Here is a 14647-nt window from a genome sequence, read left to right on the forward strand (position 1 = left end):
AGTCGAATAGAGCAGTAAATCTGTCTTGCGGAGTTATCTATGGATGCTCAGTGTGAAGTTTGTTATTCAATTTTCCCTCCCATCGAGAACCCCAACCGAAGCGGGATGCTTCAGGTTGACGACACCCATCAACTCTATTGGGAGGAGTCCGGCAATCCTGAGGGGTTACCCGTCGTCTATCTGCACGGCGGACCTGGCGAAGGGGCCCCGCCCTCCAAGCGCCAATTCTGGGACCCGGACTATTACCGCATCATCCTCTTCGATCAGCGTGGCGCGTTACGCTCCACTCCTCTGGCCGAGATTAAAAACAACACGACCCCGCATCTGATCGATGACATCGAGACCCTGAGGGAGATGCTCGGCATTGACAAATGGCTTGTCTGTGGCGGCTCATGGGGAACCACCCTGGCACTTGCTTATGGCGAAGCCCATCCTGAGCGTTGTCTGGGTTTTGTCCTGCGTGGCATCTTTCTGGGCACAACCGACGAGATCAACTGGTTCGTTTACGGTATGCGCCTGTTTTTCCCAAAGGCCCATGAAGACTTCGTCAAGTGGCTACCGGAGGAGGAACAAGGCGACCTGTTGGAAGCCTATTGCAAGCGAGTGATCTCGGAAGACAAAGATGTCCGGAAGGAGGCCGCCCGTTACTGGGTAAAATATTCCGGCAGCTGTGCGCTGCTGCGCCATGATCCTGAAGGCGTTGAAGAGCAAGCCGCTGACGATACGACCATGATGGGCATGGGTATCCTGGATCCGTATTACTTCAAGCACAGCATGTTTCTGGAAGACGACCAGTTGCTTCGCAACATTGACCGTATCAACCACCTGCCGTGCGCCATTGTGCAAGGTGGGCACGATATGATCGCAACGCCTCATGCTGCCTATCGGCTGCACAAATCCTGGCCTGGCTCCGTGCTGAACATGGTGCCTGATGCAGGCCACTCACCAATGGAACCCGGAACGCTGAGTGGGCTGATCCAGGCGTTTGAAGTCTTCAAGAAGACCGGCGACTTCCACCAGCCTTGATAGCTCTGTCACGACACAGATACCGCTGGAGCGCTTGCAATAGACCACGCCACACAAGACCTGTGGCGTGGTCGAGGCTGCTGGCAGGGTTTGCCGCACTGGCAACCACATGGCAAACCTTTCCAGAGAGCAGTTAGAACATCAATCCATACCCCATCGGGTACAGAGGTTTGCGGTTGCCTTCCTGGCTGGTTGAGTGACGGTTGATTACCTGCTCCATGGAAAGCGGCAGATCAAACGGTAGCTTGCCTTTGAAGCGGGTCGGATTGACTACCGCGTCCAGAAGGATCTCGTCGGATACACCAAAGTTGCCGATCAAGGCGCCTACCTGTCCTTGAAGCTTGGTCAGTACCGCCGGACGATCCAGATACACACTTACAACGGTCGGCACACCCTTTGCGCTGGCAGCCTTGATCTGGATAAGGTCTGGATTGTCCTCCGGGTAGTCCAACGAACCCTCATGCTGCATGCTTCCGAACAGATAATTCGGATGTAACAGCTCGTACGGCGCAGTGGAACGCATGATGGCAACGTCCGCCTTGTCCAGCGAATCCACGACATTCAGGCCGGCCTTTTGCGCCGCAGTGGCATCAACGTTATAAAGATAAACGTTTCGGCCCTGGCCAATAGGCAGCAACTTGCGGTTCTTGAGCAGTACCAGCGAATTCTTTTGTGCGTCATCTGCCAATTGCTGATGCTCTGCACTGCCTACAACCTCGGCGGCCTTGGATTCATCCACATACGGACTCTCGAAGAGTCCCTGCTCGAACTTCTGCTTCATGATGCGGATGACCGCCTCGTCCACACGACGCTCGGACACGAGCCCCTGCTTGACCGCACTTACTACAAGACTGCTGTCATCCACTCCGCCAAGCTGGTCGACCCCGGCGTTGATGGCCTTGGCGGTACGCTCAAGCTCTGTCAGCGACTCGACCCCCCAGGGCATTCCCAGCGAGAACGGCTCACCCGGCTTGCTGCCGTTCTGGCAAGCTTCGTTACAGTCTTTGGTAATCAGCCAGTCGCTCACCACGACGCCCTTGAAGCCATAGCGGTCCCGCAGGAGATCCTGTAGCAGGAAGCGGTTGAATCCCGCCCCCACCTGCTCTTCGATCGGCCGTCCTTGGTGAGAGGCGTTCTGCAGAATCGAATAGGTCGGCATGACGGAGCCTACATTCGCCTCGAATGCCCCTATGAACGGAACAATGTGCTGGCGAATGTCCTTGCCGTAGAAGTCCGCGTATTTGCCATAAGCATTGTGGCTGTCCCAGCCATCCTTCGCCTCTCCATAGCCTACCCAGTGCTTGACCACAGTCACCACACTGCCAGGGTTTAGGAAATTACCATTCTGCATGCCTTGAACATAGGCGCGAACCAGACGCTTGGCCAACTGGGCATCCTGTCCGAAGGTACCACTGCCACGGGGCCAACGCGGCTCGGTATAGAGATCCGCCTGCGGAGATAGCGCCACGTTGATGCCTACCGCGCGATACTCATCGCGTACGACCTCGGCAAAGGTCTTGACGACCTTAGCGTCCCCAATGGCGCCCAACCCCAAGGCTTCTGGCCATTTGGAGAACGAACCGGACTGGTTGCTGGCGCCTGGTGTGTAGAGGAAAGAGTTGCGGGGGTCGGTGCTGATGCTCAGGGGAATCGCCAGCCGCGATTGTTCAGCCAAGACTTGCAGCGCATTATTCTGTTTGGCGAAATTCTCGGGGTCTGTATCCAGGCGCGTGATATAGGTGTTTACCTTCTTGGTTTCGATCGTCTTGGCAATCGCGTCCTGATCATAGACTGCACCGCCACCCAGCCCACCGGCATCCGCTACGGTCGGAAAGGTGCCATGCATCATGGCGCCTGCCTTTTCCTCAAGCGTCATCCAGGTGACCAGATTGCGGGCACGGTCCTCGGCAGGCAGTCGCCAATCCTCGTAACGATCCAGCCGACCGTTACGGTTCATGTCCTTGAACTGCAAGCCGCCCACCGTTAGTACAGGCAGGTCTTTCTGCTCAAGCGTTACACCATGCGAAGAAATACCTTGCGCCGAGACTCCTGTCGCCAGTGTGGCTAAGCTGATTAAAGCAGCGGCCTTTTTCATCGAACCCTCTCTTTTCCTTATTATTGGTTAACGTAGCGCACTAATGATCTAGGGCACTGGAACTATAGAGCAGGTTTTACGAATCCGCTTGCTAACCGCACCGATTTGTCTGGCGCAGGTATTTCAACAAGCTTATCTATGTCTTGGCGCGCCCCAGAATCTGGTCCATTACCCTGTCTGTCTTAACGGCTTCCCGCGCCAGCGCAGCGTAGTCACGCTCACCTCGAATATGCGCATTCATACCCAGCACGTGATACCACTGGATATGCTCAGGGTGCTGGATGTACTCGCTAACGGTTTCTTCAGCGTCCAGCCGGACCGGCTCATCACCAAATACTGAAAAGAGAATACGCCCCCGACTGCCAATGATTTCGACTCGATCTTCATGGCGGTCAGCCACAAAATTCCAGCACCCCATGCCGAGCGCGCCGGATGAGAAACGCCAGCTTGCAACTACTGCATCTTCCGCCGCATAGAGCCCTGCCTGTCTTGCAGTGAAACCGCTTACAGCCACGATATCGCCCAACAGGTATTGGAACAGGTCAAGGCCATGACTGGCCAGATCGGCAAAGTATCCACCCCCTGCGACAGCCGGGTCGGTTCGCCAGTTGGCCTGCTGCTCCAGATCTTTTTGCGAAGGCGGCTTTATCAAGCTCCAGGTCAGCTGCCTGACCTCGCCAATATGGCCCTGCGTCAGCCATTCGCGTATCCGCTGAAACCGGGGCAGTGACCGACGGTAATACGATACGAAAAGATGGCGACCAGCCTTGTCGAATGCCTGCTGCATATCCTCGCTCTGCGTACTGCTGAGCGCCATCGGCTTTTCGACACAGCAATGTTTGCCTGCAGCGGCCACCTGCATGCTGTAGGCATGATGGCTATCGGGAGGCGTTGCGATATAAACAGCGTCCACGTCTGGATCATCGATCAAGACCTGCGCATCGGTGTATACCCGCGCAATGCCATGACGCGCCGCATAATCGGTGACTGCCTCGGCACGGCGGCCCATCACCGCTACCAGCGCAGAGCCAGGCGCCTTGTAAAAGGCTGGCCCGCTTTTCCGCTCCGTCACATCCCCACAGCCAATCATTCCCCAGCGCACAACATCCATGAATTCTCTCCCGTTCAAGGAATCAATAGGTTCGGCACCTTTTTCTCTTGTCTTCGTGCGATACGACCACGCAGACTCAGGACTACCGTATAAAACAGGTGTGTCGGAATAGTAGTCACTGCATCCTATGCTGCGAACTGTTAGTTGGTAACGGCGCGGTGACAAACCGTCTGCCCAGGCATACAGCCCGTTCGGCATAGACAATCCATCCGCAACAAGAAGCGAGCCACGATGACCAGCAGCCAACGCCCGGTAGCGGGCCTCTCCCTACCTAAACCCATTATCGAGCGGGCCGAAGCCCTTTTACAGCAAGGTGGTCGTCGCCTGCTGGGAATCGCTGGCCCACCGGGTGCTGGCAAGTCGACCGTGGCGGATCTGCTGGCGGCTGAGCTGGGCACGCGAGCATTGGTCGTACCCATGGACGGCTTTCATCTGGCCAATCGGGAGTTGGCTCGCCTTGGCCGCGCGGAACGCAAAGGGGCACCGGATACGTTCGATGTGTATGGATACCGGGCCCTGCTGGAGCGTCTCAGGCACCAGCAGGCAGACGAAACGGTCTACGCGCCCTCGTTTCATCGTGACATCGAGGAAGCCATTGCCGGATCGATTCCAGTCTCATCCGAAGTGTCGCTGATCATCAGTGAGGGAAACTATCTGCTACTTGATGAGGGCCCCTGGCAACCCGTGGCCGAACTGTTCGACGAGTGCTGGTACGTTGCTGTCGACCCTGATGAACGCCGTACCCGGCTGATAGAGCGCCATATGCATTTTGGGCGAAGCCGCGAAGCTGCTCAGGCCTGGGTTGAGCAGACCGATGAGCCCAACGCTCTGCGTATCGACCAGTACAAGGATCGAGCCCATCTTCAGATTCCCTGGTCTGATGGACCGGCCCGGTAAGTGAGCTGCGTAATGAATCAAGGACCTGGCTGATGCGTTTCAGACAGGTTCGTGAGGCAGTAGTCACTAGAATAACATCCCCAACAAAGACGCTTTGACCGCCGCCTCCGCCTTATTGGATGCATGAAGTTTCCGCATGGCATTTACCAAGTGAAATTTAACGGTACGCTCGTCGATATTAAGAATCAGTCCAACTTCGATATACGTCTTGCCTACGGCTGTCCATTTGAGAACTTCCCGCTCACGGCAAGTTAGTTCACTCGTACATTCAGGCATGGTTTTCGGAGCCAGAAAACGCACCATTGAAGAATGAACAAGCGTAGTCAGCCATATAAGCTTGGCTTCTTTTTCATCGAGTTCTGTAACGGTAAGTTTTTCCGAAGAACGAACCAGCGACAACAGCCCCATCGTCCCAAACTGCCCTCGCGACGACAGGCACCAGCCATGCCGAATGTCATGCTGCATCGCCTCTTCCCAGAAATCATGCTCCACCGCTGGTTGCTCCGCTGACCAGATCAGAGGGGACTGTTCCCGGATACCGTGCCGTACGGTTGGGTCGATACAGTAATAATTATTAGCTACATACTTACTTTTCCAGGCATCAGGAAATGTTGTAAGAAGTTCTATTTTTGGGCTAGAAACAGGAAGTGGCGCCTGAAGGCCATAAGAACAGAATTGAAACCCCAGACCTGAAATGATCTTTCCAAGCTCACTGAACAATTGATGTTCGGATTTAGCCGCGGAGCATAAAGAGAGATAATCCTCACGCCAGTCTTTCACATTACTTCAACCTTTGTAAAAGATGCCCAAATGGGCAGTGGTTTGTTTCTAACAGGCTCCGTACCATCATCTATTGGTGATGACTTAATTATTGCGAAACAACTTGTAAGGTGATGAATCTTGGTCGATTTAGGTATTCTTTCGTCGCATCCCAAGGGCGCTGCCATGTCTTTATTAGCACCAGATCATTTCATCCGCATGTCTTACAAGGAGTTCAGCGACGTCACCTTTTACCAATACATGGCCTGGATGGACATGGATCTCGTCGAAGAGCTGCACAGCCTTGGAATAGACGCCGCTTCTGCCGGATTTTGCGAATGGGCCAGCACGACACATTCACCCTCCATCAGCATTGGCTGGACCTGGTTTAGACAAAGTTCAATTGGAAGTCCCTACCTTGCTCCCGGTGGAATCAGCACCAATCTGATGCTGCGATGTGCAACCGGTTACGATCTGGGGCCACGAGCAACAGAAGAACTACTAATATCCTGGCTCTCTCGACAAAACTGGCAGTCCGGAATTCCAGTCACCTTATAAGCAGACCTGTCCAGATGGGCAGCTGTCCAAAAAAACGTCGCTCTCTTGTAATGGAGTAAAGACACTTACGGAGATGCGATATGCTTAATATGGTAACAGGGACGGTTAAAGATTTAAAACCGGCCATGGCACAGGCCCTTTCGGTATATCGATACAACATTTTTGTTGAAAAGATGGGTTGGCCTCTCGAGTGTCAGGAAGGTAATGAACAAGATGAGTTCGACCGTGAAGACACCCTTTATGTAGTGGCACATGACAGCAACAACGAAGTCTGTGGCTGCGCCCGCTTACTGCCCACCCATAAACCGTATCTGCTGGGTGAAGTTTTCCCCGAACTAATGGAAGGCGCGGCCTTACCGCACTCTTCCGATATTTGGGAACTGTCTCGCTTTGCCTTGAGCACCCCCAAAAATAAAGTATTAACCGCTGCGCAATCATGGCAAAACAATATCGCCTTGATGTCAAAAGTAGTTGATGCTGCAAGTGCTCGGGGAGCGCGCCGCTTGATCGCTTTTTCCGGCGTGGGCAACGAAAGACTGCTCAAACGTGCCGGCCTGAATATTCACCGTATTTCCAAACCACATCTTATTGATAACAAACCGGTCGTCGCTTTCTGGATAGAAATCGACAACCAGACAAGAAATGCATTAGGTCTTCAATAAAACGACCTGATTGCCATGCGTGCTTAATAAAAAAATGGATAGACCAATCAATAAAAGGACGTTGATAAAAAGGCCCTAGTTTGGCTTTAAAAACACATCAGGTGATCCCTGCCTTTCAACACCTGAAAGCCAGCTTGACCTTGAATATACGCTTCCCAATCATTTAGATGACTTAAACTCATGACTCAGGCAATCAGATCTTATTCCAGCCGTACAGCAGACAAATTTGTCGTCCGTCTTCCTGAAGGAATGCGCGATCATATTGCGGATGTAGCCCGTCACCATCACCGGAGCATGAACTCCGAAATTATCGCTCGCCTTGAGCAGAGCTTGATCCAGAATGGTGAAATGGACGGTAGCGCCAGAATGCGGCTGGATAGCCCTGAGCTGAGCGCCCATGAACGCGAACTGCTGCAGCGCTTCAGGGGCTTGTCAGGACGTCAGCAGAACGCCTTGATTTCATTGATCGCCGATAACGCAGCGACAGCAGCACGCGAATAGGCACTCTTATCCGGGCCTGCCTTCTGCACTAAAGGCGGGTCCGGATCTTTTCAGGTACAGCCCAAGGCTTACCCCTACCTTCCCAGTGCCCCCGTCCCTGGTTCATCCCCTCTAAAAACAAGCGAACCGCAGATGACAACAGAGCCGCATTATCTATAATTGGATTCTGCCTTTGCTCTCCTCTTTGTCATCTTTAACAGGCTGCAATGTTTGCTTGCTTCTTCGCCCTTGCATGCCTGTATGTTCAGAGGCTTTCGCCATGCGCTTCTTTTACTTTCTCTTGATTCTTACCACTGGTCTTGCATTTCTCTGGCTATCCCTCCCTGATATCCCCGGCCTTATCACGTTCTCGTGAATACTTCTGGCGCCTGGGTTTTACCAGGCGCCAGGCTAACCTCACCTCAAGCACCACCTGACCGTAGCGCACGATGTTGCTGATAGCGCCCCAGCAACGTACCTATCGCGACAACGATCAACGCGCCTGTTACACCCGCTGCGTAATGCGTCCATGAAGGCAAGGCAGGCAGGCCGGTATCGGCCACCGCCATTCCACCCGCAATCCAGCCCAACAGCGCCGCGCCCAATTTGATGATGATTGGAAAACGCTCCATCAGGCGCAATACCAGCTTGCTCCCCCAAATAATGATCGGGATGCTGACCACGATTCCAAAAATGACCAGTTCGAGCTGGCCATGGGACGCCCCTGCCACCGCCACAACGTTATCCAGGCTCATAAGCGCATCTGCCACGATAATGGTCCAGATTGCACCCAGCAGTTTCGGGCTTGCCTTCAATTCAGCATGTTCGTCCTCACCCTCGGGCAGCATCAGTTTTACACCGATCCAGGCGAGCAGCAGCGCACCAACTAGCTTGAGATAAGGCAACGTCAGCAATTCAAGAGCGAAAAAGATCAATACGATCCTGAGCAGGATGGCACCGAGCGCGCCACCCAGAATGGCTTTATTTCGCTGCGCCTCGGGCAGTTTTCGACAGGCCAGTGCAATTACCACGGCATTGTCGCCACCCAAGAGGATATCGATCAGGATGATCTGTCCAACAGCAAGCCAAAGATCAGGATTATTCATCAAATCAGTCAACACCATCTCCCTTGAAACCGAGACAGCCACAACGTGCCGAGTTAGAACACGCGAAGTCTGCCGGTGAGGATTTACACCCCTTGTGGAGCCTCAATGTATCCAAAGGTTTCATGAAGAAGTGCAGACGACCGGAAAGAACGCCTGCAGCCGAGGTCATACGCCTATCCCTACAACGCATCGTGGATGACATTACCGCTACAAGGAGCTCTTGTGGAACCGCTGAAAATCGCCACATTCAATGTGAATGGCCTGCAGGCACGACGTGCTCATCTGCTCGAATGGCTACACCGTGAATCCCCTGACATTGTGTGTTTGCAGGAATTGAAAATGGCTGATGCCAGTTTTCCTGTCGATGAGATCCAGCATGCCGGCTACGGTGCGTTATGGCAGGGCCAGAAGTCCTGGAATGGAGTGGCTATCCTGGCAAAGGGCGAAACGCCCCTGGAAAGTCGACGCGGCCTTCCGGGTAATGAAAACGACCCCCAGAGCCGTTATCTGGAAGCGGTTGCTCATGGAGTCGTCGTGGGTTGCCTGTATCTTCCCAATGGCAACCCACAACCAGGTCCTAAATTTGACTACAAGCTGGATTGGTTTAGAAAGCTGAATGCTCATGCTGTCCAGCTGCAGGCAAGTGGTCATCCGGTCGTTCTTGCAGGCGACTACAATGTCATTCCTACAGATGAAGATATCTATAGCACGCGCTCCTGGCAGAAAGATGCGTTATTGCAACCGGAAAGCCGAGCCTGCTTCGAGCAGCTTCTGGAACAAGGCTGGACCGATGCCCTGCGCACCTGCCACCCTAACGAGCACATCTATACATTCTGGGACTATTTCCGCCAGCATTGGCAGAAAAACTCGGGCATGCGTATCGATCATCTCCTGCTCAGTGCATCACTTGCGCCACGCCTGCTGGATGCCGGTGTAGACCGCTGGGTACGTGACCAGTCCCATGCCAGTGATCACGCTCCTACCTGGATTACGCTCAAGGCCCCATAGACGAAGACACGATTCGGTCATGGACACCATGCTACATTCAGGATCTGTCCATCGCCGCAAAACAGACCGTGACTCAGCCTACCCTCCTATCGGACCGCTTGCTATTAAGCCCGCTCCTGCCAAGTGATGCGCCACGCATTCAGTTGCTAGCCAATTCTCCCCTGATTGCCGATGTAACGGCGCACATTCCCCATCCGTATCCCGACGGATTGGCCGAATCCTGGATCGCTACTCACCCCGCTCGCTGGCAAGCCGGCGAGCTGGCTGCCTTTGGCATTCGATTGAAACAGACAGAGCAGCTGATTGGCGTCATTTCGCTGAATCACATCCGTGACCGACGCGCTATCGTTGCCTATTGGATCGGCGTGGATTACTGGAATCAGGGATACGGCTCCGAAGCCTGCAAGGCTATTACAGACTTTGGTTTTCAAACGCTGGACCTGACCGAGGTGCGCGGCAATCACCTTGCGCGCAACCCTGCCTCAGGCAGGGTTTTGGTCAAGAGCGGCTTCGAGTATTTGTTTTCTAAACCCGCTTTACTAGGTTTGAAAACGGAAGATGAAATGATGATGTTCTATCGTCTCACCTGTAGCCCACAAGGTGAGGCAATCAGCGTCTAAACGGATGCCCTCCGGCCCAGACCGGACGGCATCCGTGTTAGAGGTCAATGCGCCACCTCGTCGAGCTCATTGCTTTTGATCTGCGTCAGCCGCCCTTCGAACAGGCGATACACCTGATCGGCCACATCAATCAGTGCAGGCCGGTGCGATACGGCAATTATGGTAATACCAGGGGTCAGCGCTTTCAGGGTATGGCTGATAGCGGCTTCGGACTCAGGGTCTAGCGCACTGGTGGCCTCATCCAGAATCAACAAACGAGGGTTATGCGCCAGGGCACGGGCAATAACGATACGCTGACGCTGCCCACCCGAAAGACGTCCGCCCCGCTCCCCTACGACAGCATTCATACCGCCCGTGAGTTTTTCTACGAACTCCCATGCTCCGGCCTGCTTCAGCGCCCGCTCGGCATCAGCAGCCGTAAGTTCGGGATCACCCAGCGTAACGTTAGCCAGAACAGTGTCATGCAACAGTAAGGTTTCCTGCGGCACATAGCCAATCAGGCGACGCCATTGGCGCTTGTCGAGCTCCTCAATCGGAACACTGTCGATCAGGACACGTCCAGACTGCGCAGCCAGCAGCGCACATATCAGATCCAGAATAGTGGTCTTTCCCGAGCCAGACGGCCCTATAAGGCTGGTGAATGTTCCGACCGGAATAGTAAGGTCCACCTCGCTCAGGATCGGTTTGCTTCCGTAATGAAAGGACACCTGCTCGAACACGATAGCGCTTTTTAGAGACGGTGTGCGGGTGCCGCCATTGGGCTCAGCATCCGCCAGCGCCGCGTTGATGGAATCCTGTAACGCCCAATAGGCGCTCTCCTGTGCGGCCATCCGATGATAGCGCTGCTGTGCCTTGTGAAGCAGACCCAGTACCCGCACCACCAGAAAGATGAGCACCATGACAGACGACAGAGGCAGCTTCCAGACCACCAGCGCCGCATACAGCCCAGCGGCTGCCAGGATGGCAAGCATGGGCTCCTGAAGCGCACGCAACGCTTCACGGCTCATGACCTCACGTTCCATCGCCTTGTTGAGCTCGGCTGCCTGATGCCGAAGCAGCGAATCGGCAATGTCATAACGCGCCATGGCTTTGAGCGGCTTGACCGACCCCAGCGTATCGGTCAGATGAGCCAGCAGCTCGCGCATGAGACTGGTCTGACTCTTGCCGGCGCGCCGGGAAGTCTTTACCAGGCGCTGCAGGGCCATCAGGAGAAAGCCTCCAAGGATGAGCGAAACCAGCGTTGCCTTCCACGAAACGATGAACGCAATGACGGCATACACAACCGCCTGGATTACCAGCGCCAACATGTTGGCCGCATGCTCATACCCTGTCGAGGCACGATAGGCTTCGGTCGCTACAGCATTGGCCAGCGCACCGGCAGGCTGACGCAGGTAGTATTCCCAGCGACTCCCCAGCAACGCACGAATCAGATCGATTCGAAGGTCAGTGGCCACATGGGCTACGGCATAACCGACCTGACGGTTGCCCAAGAGTACCAATGTACTGCTCAGCGTCAGCCCAACAACGATCACGACCAGCATCGTTACCAGCGTAGGCTCAAGACCCACCAGCCCAAGGACATGAATGACCTTGTTGGCCAAGTCAGAATGCGCCTGATCACCCAGGGCAATGGAGAGTAGCGGCAGTAAGGTCGTCAAGCCGACCCCTTCCGCGATACCTGCCAGCAGCAGGCTTATCAACATCAGAAACGTACGCACCGGGTAAGCCCGGCCGTAGGCAAAAAGAATCCGCATGGTATATCCGTTAGCGATGGGCTCGGTTAACTGGATAGGGAGCGCACGGCTCAACCTATCGCCAGACTACAAAGGGGTAATCCAGCTCCGTATCCCTGTGAGCCTATAGCTTGGTTCATAAACTCTCGATCTGCCTTACTCCTGTGAAAGCGGCGTAAGGCAGACACGTCAGCCGACTTGCGCCACGGTCGAAAACACATCACGTAGCGTTGCAAAGGCAGCAATGATCTGGTCGATCTGTTCTGGCGTATGAGCGGCGCTAACACTGCAGCGAACCAGCGCATCCCCGTTGGGGCTGGCCGGAGGCAGCACCAGATTCACATAAACGCCCTGCTCGATCAGCGCTTCCCAGAAGGCCACGCCCTCCTTGGGCGAACCCAGCATGACCGGAATGACAGGACTCGGCCTTGAACTTACCCGATAGCCTAACGCCGACAATCCCTTGTGCAGCTGTCGTGCATTGTCCCAAAGCTGCGTTCTAAGCTCGGGACGGGTACGCAGGCTACGTAACGCCGTACGCACGGAAGCAATCACTGAAGGCGAAGGTGACGCTGTAAAGATATAAGGGCGACTTGCATAACGAAGCAGATCGAACTCAGCGTGCTGGCTTGCTGCAAAGCCGCCAATCGCACCCAGACTCTTGCTGAACGTGCCCAGGATGACATCTACCTCGTCCTCGACGCCCAGCTCCTCGGCCAGACCGCGGCCGTTGGCGCCCAGCACCCCAACAGAATGCGCTTCATCAACCAGCAGATACCCACCCAGACGACGCTTGATCTCGACGATTTCCTTGAGTGGCGCCTGATCACCCATCATGCTGTAGATGCCTTCTACTATGATGATCGCATCACGGGCCTTTTCGCCCAGGCGAAGCATGCGCTTTTCCAGGTCGACGGCATCGTTATGCCGGAAGCGAATAACCTGTGCCCCACCCATGCGGCAGGCATCATAGATACTGGCATGGCAATCGGCATCCAGCAGGACGATGTCGTCCGGCCCCGCCAGGGTGCCGATAATGCCCAGGTTGGCCAGATAGCCTGTCGAGAATACAATGACCGAGCGGCGCTGAAAGAAATCACCTAATTCCTCTTCAAGTGCCATGTGGCTGCCGTAGCTGCCATTGGCCATGCGCGAGCCGGTCGTACCAGTGCCTTCATGTTCCAACGCCTGCTGGGCAGCCTTGATGCATTCAGCATCGAAGGTCAACCCCAGGTAATTGTTGGTTCCCGCAAGCACTACACGCCACTGCCCAATACGTCCTTCAGTAGGCGTATATATTTCGTCGATGCGCGTACCAAAGGGACTGGGCTCCGCCTGGATCAGGGCGGTACGTTCCTGTGCCAGCTTGTTGAACTTATCGAACAGTGCCATCTGCAGGCTCCAGCAAGGCGATGACAGCATGTGCCAGTTGCGCGGGGGTTCGGACGTCGGTCAGGACATTGAGCGGGATGGAAATATCGAACTCGTCCTCCATTTCCATCAGAAGGTCCATGACCTTGATGGAGTCCAGACCAAGTTCCTGAATCAAATCGATATCGGGATGAATAGGCGTACCGGGAGGCGCAAGGCGATTAAGGTAAGCAAAGATCTTTTCTAGTATTTTTTCTTGGGATGTCATGACTAAGTCCCTAAACGGAATGAATGCCCTAGGCCTTTCAGAAACTACGCTCTTGCAAAGCCTTCTCCAGCAGGATATTTGGATGCCATCCCAGTGCCTGCTCAACGGCTGCATTACTGCATGACCAGTCAGGATGTCTCAACTCACCTACCTTGGCAGGTGTCAGCATGGGTGCACGTCGTGTCAGGCGGGAAAGGGACAGATTGACTTGTGCCATTCCCTCAAGCACTGCGGCAGGCACAGTAACCTTACGCACCGGCCCTTGGCGAACTCTTTTAGCAATCTCGGCAATGCTCTGCCAGTCATAGCCGCCAGGATGACCATCACTGAGTTCATAGGTAGCCGAGTGTACCTGTGAGGCACCGACCCAGGCCACCACAGCGCGAACGAGATCTTCCACATGGATGAATGACAAGCGTGCGGATTGCTCACCCAGCGTCAATAGCCAGCCACGCAGCAACCACTGGAATAGCGGCCGCATCTCCTTGTCGCCAGGCCCATAGACCGCGGTAGGTCTGAATACCGTAACCGGAAGGTCGCCGGCCCGTTGCTGGATAGCCTGCTCTGCCTCACGTTTGGAGGCTGCATACCAGGACAACTCTGGATGCCGAGCCGCTAAAGAAGACATCAAAAGAAACCGCCGGCCTGCGCCAATCCGCCGTACAGCCTCCATCAGATGGGCGCTACCGTCGACGTTGATCCGGTTGAACTGATCGGGAGTGCTGCCTCTAACGGCACCGGCAAGGTGGATAACAATACCCGCCCCGTCTACCAGACGCTCAAGTGAGTCAGGCTCCTCAAGCGAACCCTTAATCCAGGTGACGCCGTCGCAGGGGCCGTCTTCGCGTCGGTTTAGAGCGCGTACCGTGAGATTCGCTTCAACCAGACGCTTGCGCAAGATGGTTCCGATGAAGCCTGTCGCCCCCGTGAGGGCGACCACCTGAGCGGTCAAA

15 protein-coding genes are annotated in these 14647 nt (G+C 54.9%); 7 read left to right on the forward strand and 8 right to left on the reverse strand.

Annotation, left to right across the window (positions count from 1 at the left end):
* The first annotated feature begins 39 nt into the window (after positions 1-39).
* On the forward strand, positions 40-1026 hold the full coding sequence (pip, locus tag EAW52_RS12675) for a prolyl aminopeptidase (protein ID WP_122042668.1): 987 nt from the start codon (positions 40-42) through the stop codon (positions 1024-1026).
* A gap of 133 nt (positions 1027-1159) precedes the next feature.
* Here the strand turns inward: pip and EAW52_RS12680 are convergent, their stop codons facing one another.
* Together EAW52_RS12680 and EAW52_RS12685 are read right to left on the reverse strand one after the other, a co-directional pair.
* Positions 1160-3121 carry a glycoside hydrolase family 3 protein gene (locus EAW52_RS12680; RefSeq protein ID WP_122042669.1) on the reverse strand — a complete coding sequence of 654 codons (1962 nt, stop codon included), beginning with the start codon at positions 3119-3121 and terminating at the stop codon, positions 1160-1162.
* A 136-nt stretch (positions 3122-3257) separates the two neighbouring features.
* Positions 3258-4232 (reverse strand): Gfo/Idh/MocA family protein, encoded by a 975-nt coding sequence (locus tag EAW52_RS12685; protein ID WP_122042670.1) that lies wholly within the window; start codon positions 4230-4232, stop codon positions 3258-3260.
* A 231-nt stretch (positions 4233-4463) separates the two neighbouring features.
* Here EAW52_RS12685 and EAW52_RS12690 point away from each other — a divergent pair, with 231 nt between their 5' ends.
* Positions 4464-5129, forward strand: coding sequence for a nucleoside/nucleotide kinase family protein (locus EAW52_RS12690; RefSeq protein WP_122042671.1), 666 nt, complete (start codon positions 4464-4466; stop codon positions 5127-5129).
* 66 nt (positions 5130-5195) lie between these two features.
* Here EAW52_RS12690 and EAW52_RS12695 read toward each other — a convergent pair whose 3' ends face one another.
* A complete protein-coding gene (locus EAW52_RS12695) occupies positions 5196-5909 on the reverse strand; it encodes a LuxR family transcriptional regulator (protein WP_074825515.1) in 714 nt (237 codons plus the stop codon).
* Positions 5910-6029: 120 nt separating this feature from the next.
* On the opposite strand from EAW52_RS12695, the gene EAW52_RS12700 reads away from it, so the two are divergent.
* The 3 genes from EAW52_RS12700 to EAW52_RS12710 all read left to right on the forward strand — a co-directional run bounded on the left by EAW52_RS12700 (position 6030) and on the right by EAW52_RS12710 (position 7609).
* Positions 6030-6446 carry a DUF4902 domain-containing protein gene (locus EAW52_RS12700; protein ID WP_083397884.1) on the forward strand — a complete coding sequence of 139 codons (417 nt, stop codon included), beginning with the start codon at positions 6030-6032 and terminating at the stop codon, positions 6444-6446.
* Between the two features lie 80 nt (positions 6447-6526).
* Positions 6527-7108 (forward strand): acyl-homoserine-lactone synthase, encoded by a 582-nt coding sequence (locus EAW52_RS12705; RefSeq protein ID WP_122042672.1) that lies wholly within the window; start codon positions 6527-6529, stop codon positions 7106-7108.
* 180 nt (positions 7109-7288) lie between these two features.
* The gene (locus EAW52_RS12710; RefSeq protein WP_010798142.1) at positions 7289-7609 is read left to right on the forward strand and encodes an Arc family DNA-binding protein; all 321 of its coding nucleotides are present in this window, start codon (positions 7289-7291) and stop codon (positions 7607-7609) included.
* A gap of 401 nt (positions 7610-8010) precedes the next feature.
* Here the strand turns inward: EAW52_RS12710 and EAW52_RS12715 are convergent, their stop codons facing one another.
* Positions 8011-8706, reverse strand: coding sequence for a TerC family protein (locus EAW52_RS12715; RefSeq protein ID WP_218567928.1), 696 nt, complete (start codon positions 8704-8706; stop codon positions 8011-8013).
* A 210-nt stretch (positions 8707-8916) separates the two neighbouring features.
* On the opposite strand from EAW52_RS12715, the gene EAW52_RS12720 reads away from it, so the two are divergent.
* Positions 8917-9702 carry an exodeoxyribonuclease III gene (locus tag EAW52_RS12720; protein ID WP_122042674.1) on the forward strand — a complete coding sequence of 262 codons (786 nt, stop codon included), beginning with the start codon at positions 8917-8919 and terminating at the stop codon, positions 9700-9702.
* 68 nt (positions 9703-9770) lie between these two features.
* Positions 9771-10322, forward strand: coding sequence for a GNAT family N-acetyltransferase (locus EAW52_RS12725; RefSeq protein WP_162997636.1), 552 nt, complete (start codon positions 9771-9773; stop codon positions 10320-10322).
* Between the two features lie 44 nt (positions 10323-10366).
* On the opposite strand, the gene EAW52_RS12730 is transcribed toward EAW52_RS12725, so the two are convergent.
* From EAW52_RS12730 to EAW52_RS12745, 4 genes are all read right to left on the reverse strand, one after another.
* Positions 10367-12076, reverse strand: a complete 1710-nt coding sequence (locus tag EAW52_RS12730; RefSeq protein WP_122042676.1) for an ABC transporter ATP-binding protein — start codon at positions 12074-12076, stop codon at positions 10367-10369.
* Between the two features lie 168 nt (positions 12077-12244).
* On the reverse strand, positions 12245-13447 hold the full coding sequence (locus tag EAW52_RS12735) for an aminotransferase class I/II-fold pyridoxal phosphate-dependent enzyme (protein WP_177411908.1): 1203 nt from the start codon (positions 13445-13447) through the stop codon (positions 12245-12247).
* Positions 13431-13694 carry an acyl carrier protein gene (locus EAW52_RS12740; protein WP_010798135.1) on the reverse strand — a complete coding sequence of 88 codons (264 nt, stop codon included), beginning with the start codon at positions 13692-13694 and terminating at the stop codon, positions 13431-13433. The genes EAW52_RS12735 and EAW52_RS12740 overlap by 17 nt, the downstream gene beginning before the upstream one ends.
* A 37-nt stretch (positions 13695-13731) precedes the next feature.
* Positions 13732-14646, reverse strand: a complete 915-nt coding sequence (locus tag EAW52_RS12745) for an NAD(P)-dependent oxidoreductase (RefSeq protein ID WP_122044800.1) — start codon at positions 14644-14646, stop codon at positions 13732-13734.
* Position 14647: the final 1 nt, after the last annotated feature.

The organism is Pseudomonas sp. LTJR-52 (assembly GCF_003691465.1).
Lineage (GTDB): Bacteria > Pseudomonadota > Gammaproteobacteria > Pseudomonadales > Pseudomonadaceae > Chryseomonas > Chryseomonas luteola.

What these genes read in the sequence shown, in the direction of transcription:
- EAW52_RS12680 (WP_122042669.1), bottom strand. Translation starts at nt 3,121, where the DNA reads ATGAAAAAGGCCGCTGCTTTAATCAGCTTAGCCACACTGGCGACAGGA.
- EAW52_RS12710 (WP_010798142.1), top strand. Translation starts at nt 7,289, where the DNA reads ATGACTCAGGCAATCAGATCTTATTCCAGCCGTACAGCAGACAAATTT.
- EAW52_RS12690 (WP_122042671.1), top strand. Translation starts at nt 4,464, where the DNA reads ATGACCAGCAGCCAACGCCCGGTAGCGGGCCTCTCCCTACCTAAACCC.
- EAW52_RS12740 (WP_010798135.1), bottom strand. Translation starts at nt 13,694, where the DNA reads ATGACATCCCAAGAAAAAATACTAGAAAAGATCTTTGCTTACCTTAAT.
- EAW52_RS12730 (WP_122042676.1), bottom strand. Translation starts at nt 12,076, where the DNA reads ATGCGGATTCTTTTTGCCTACGGCCGGGCTTACCCGGTGCGTACGTTT.
- EAW52_RS12685 (WP_122042670.1), bottom strand. Translation starts at nt 4,232, where the DNA reads ATGGATGTTGTGCGCTGGGGAATGATTGGCTGTGGGGATGTGACGGAG.
- EAW52_RS12735 (WP_177411908.1), bottom strand. Translation starts at nt 13,447, where the DNA reads ATGGCACTGTTCGATAAGTTCAACAAGCTGGCACAGGAACGTACCGCC.
- EAW52_RS12705 (WP_122042672.1), top strand. Translation starts at nt 6,527, where the DNA reads ATGCTTAATATGGTAACAGGGACGGTTAAAGATTTAAAACCGGCCATG.
- pip (WP_122042668.1), top strand. Translation starts at nt 40, where the DNA reads ATGGATGCTCAGTGTGAAGTTTGTTATTCAATTTTCCCTCCCATCGAG.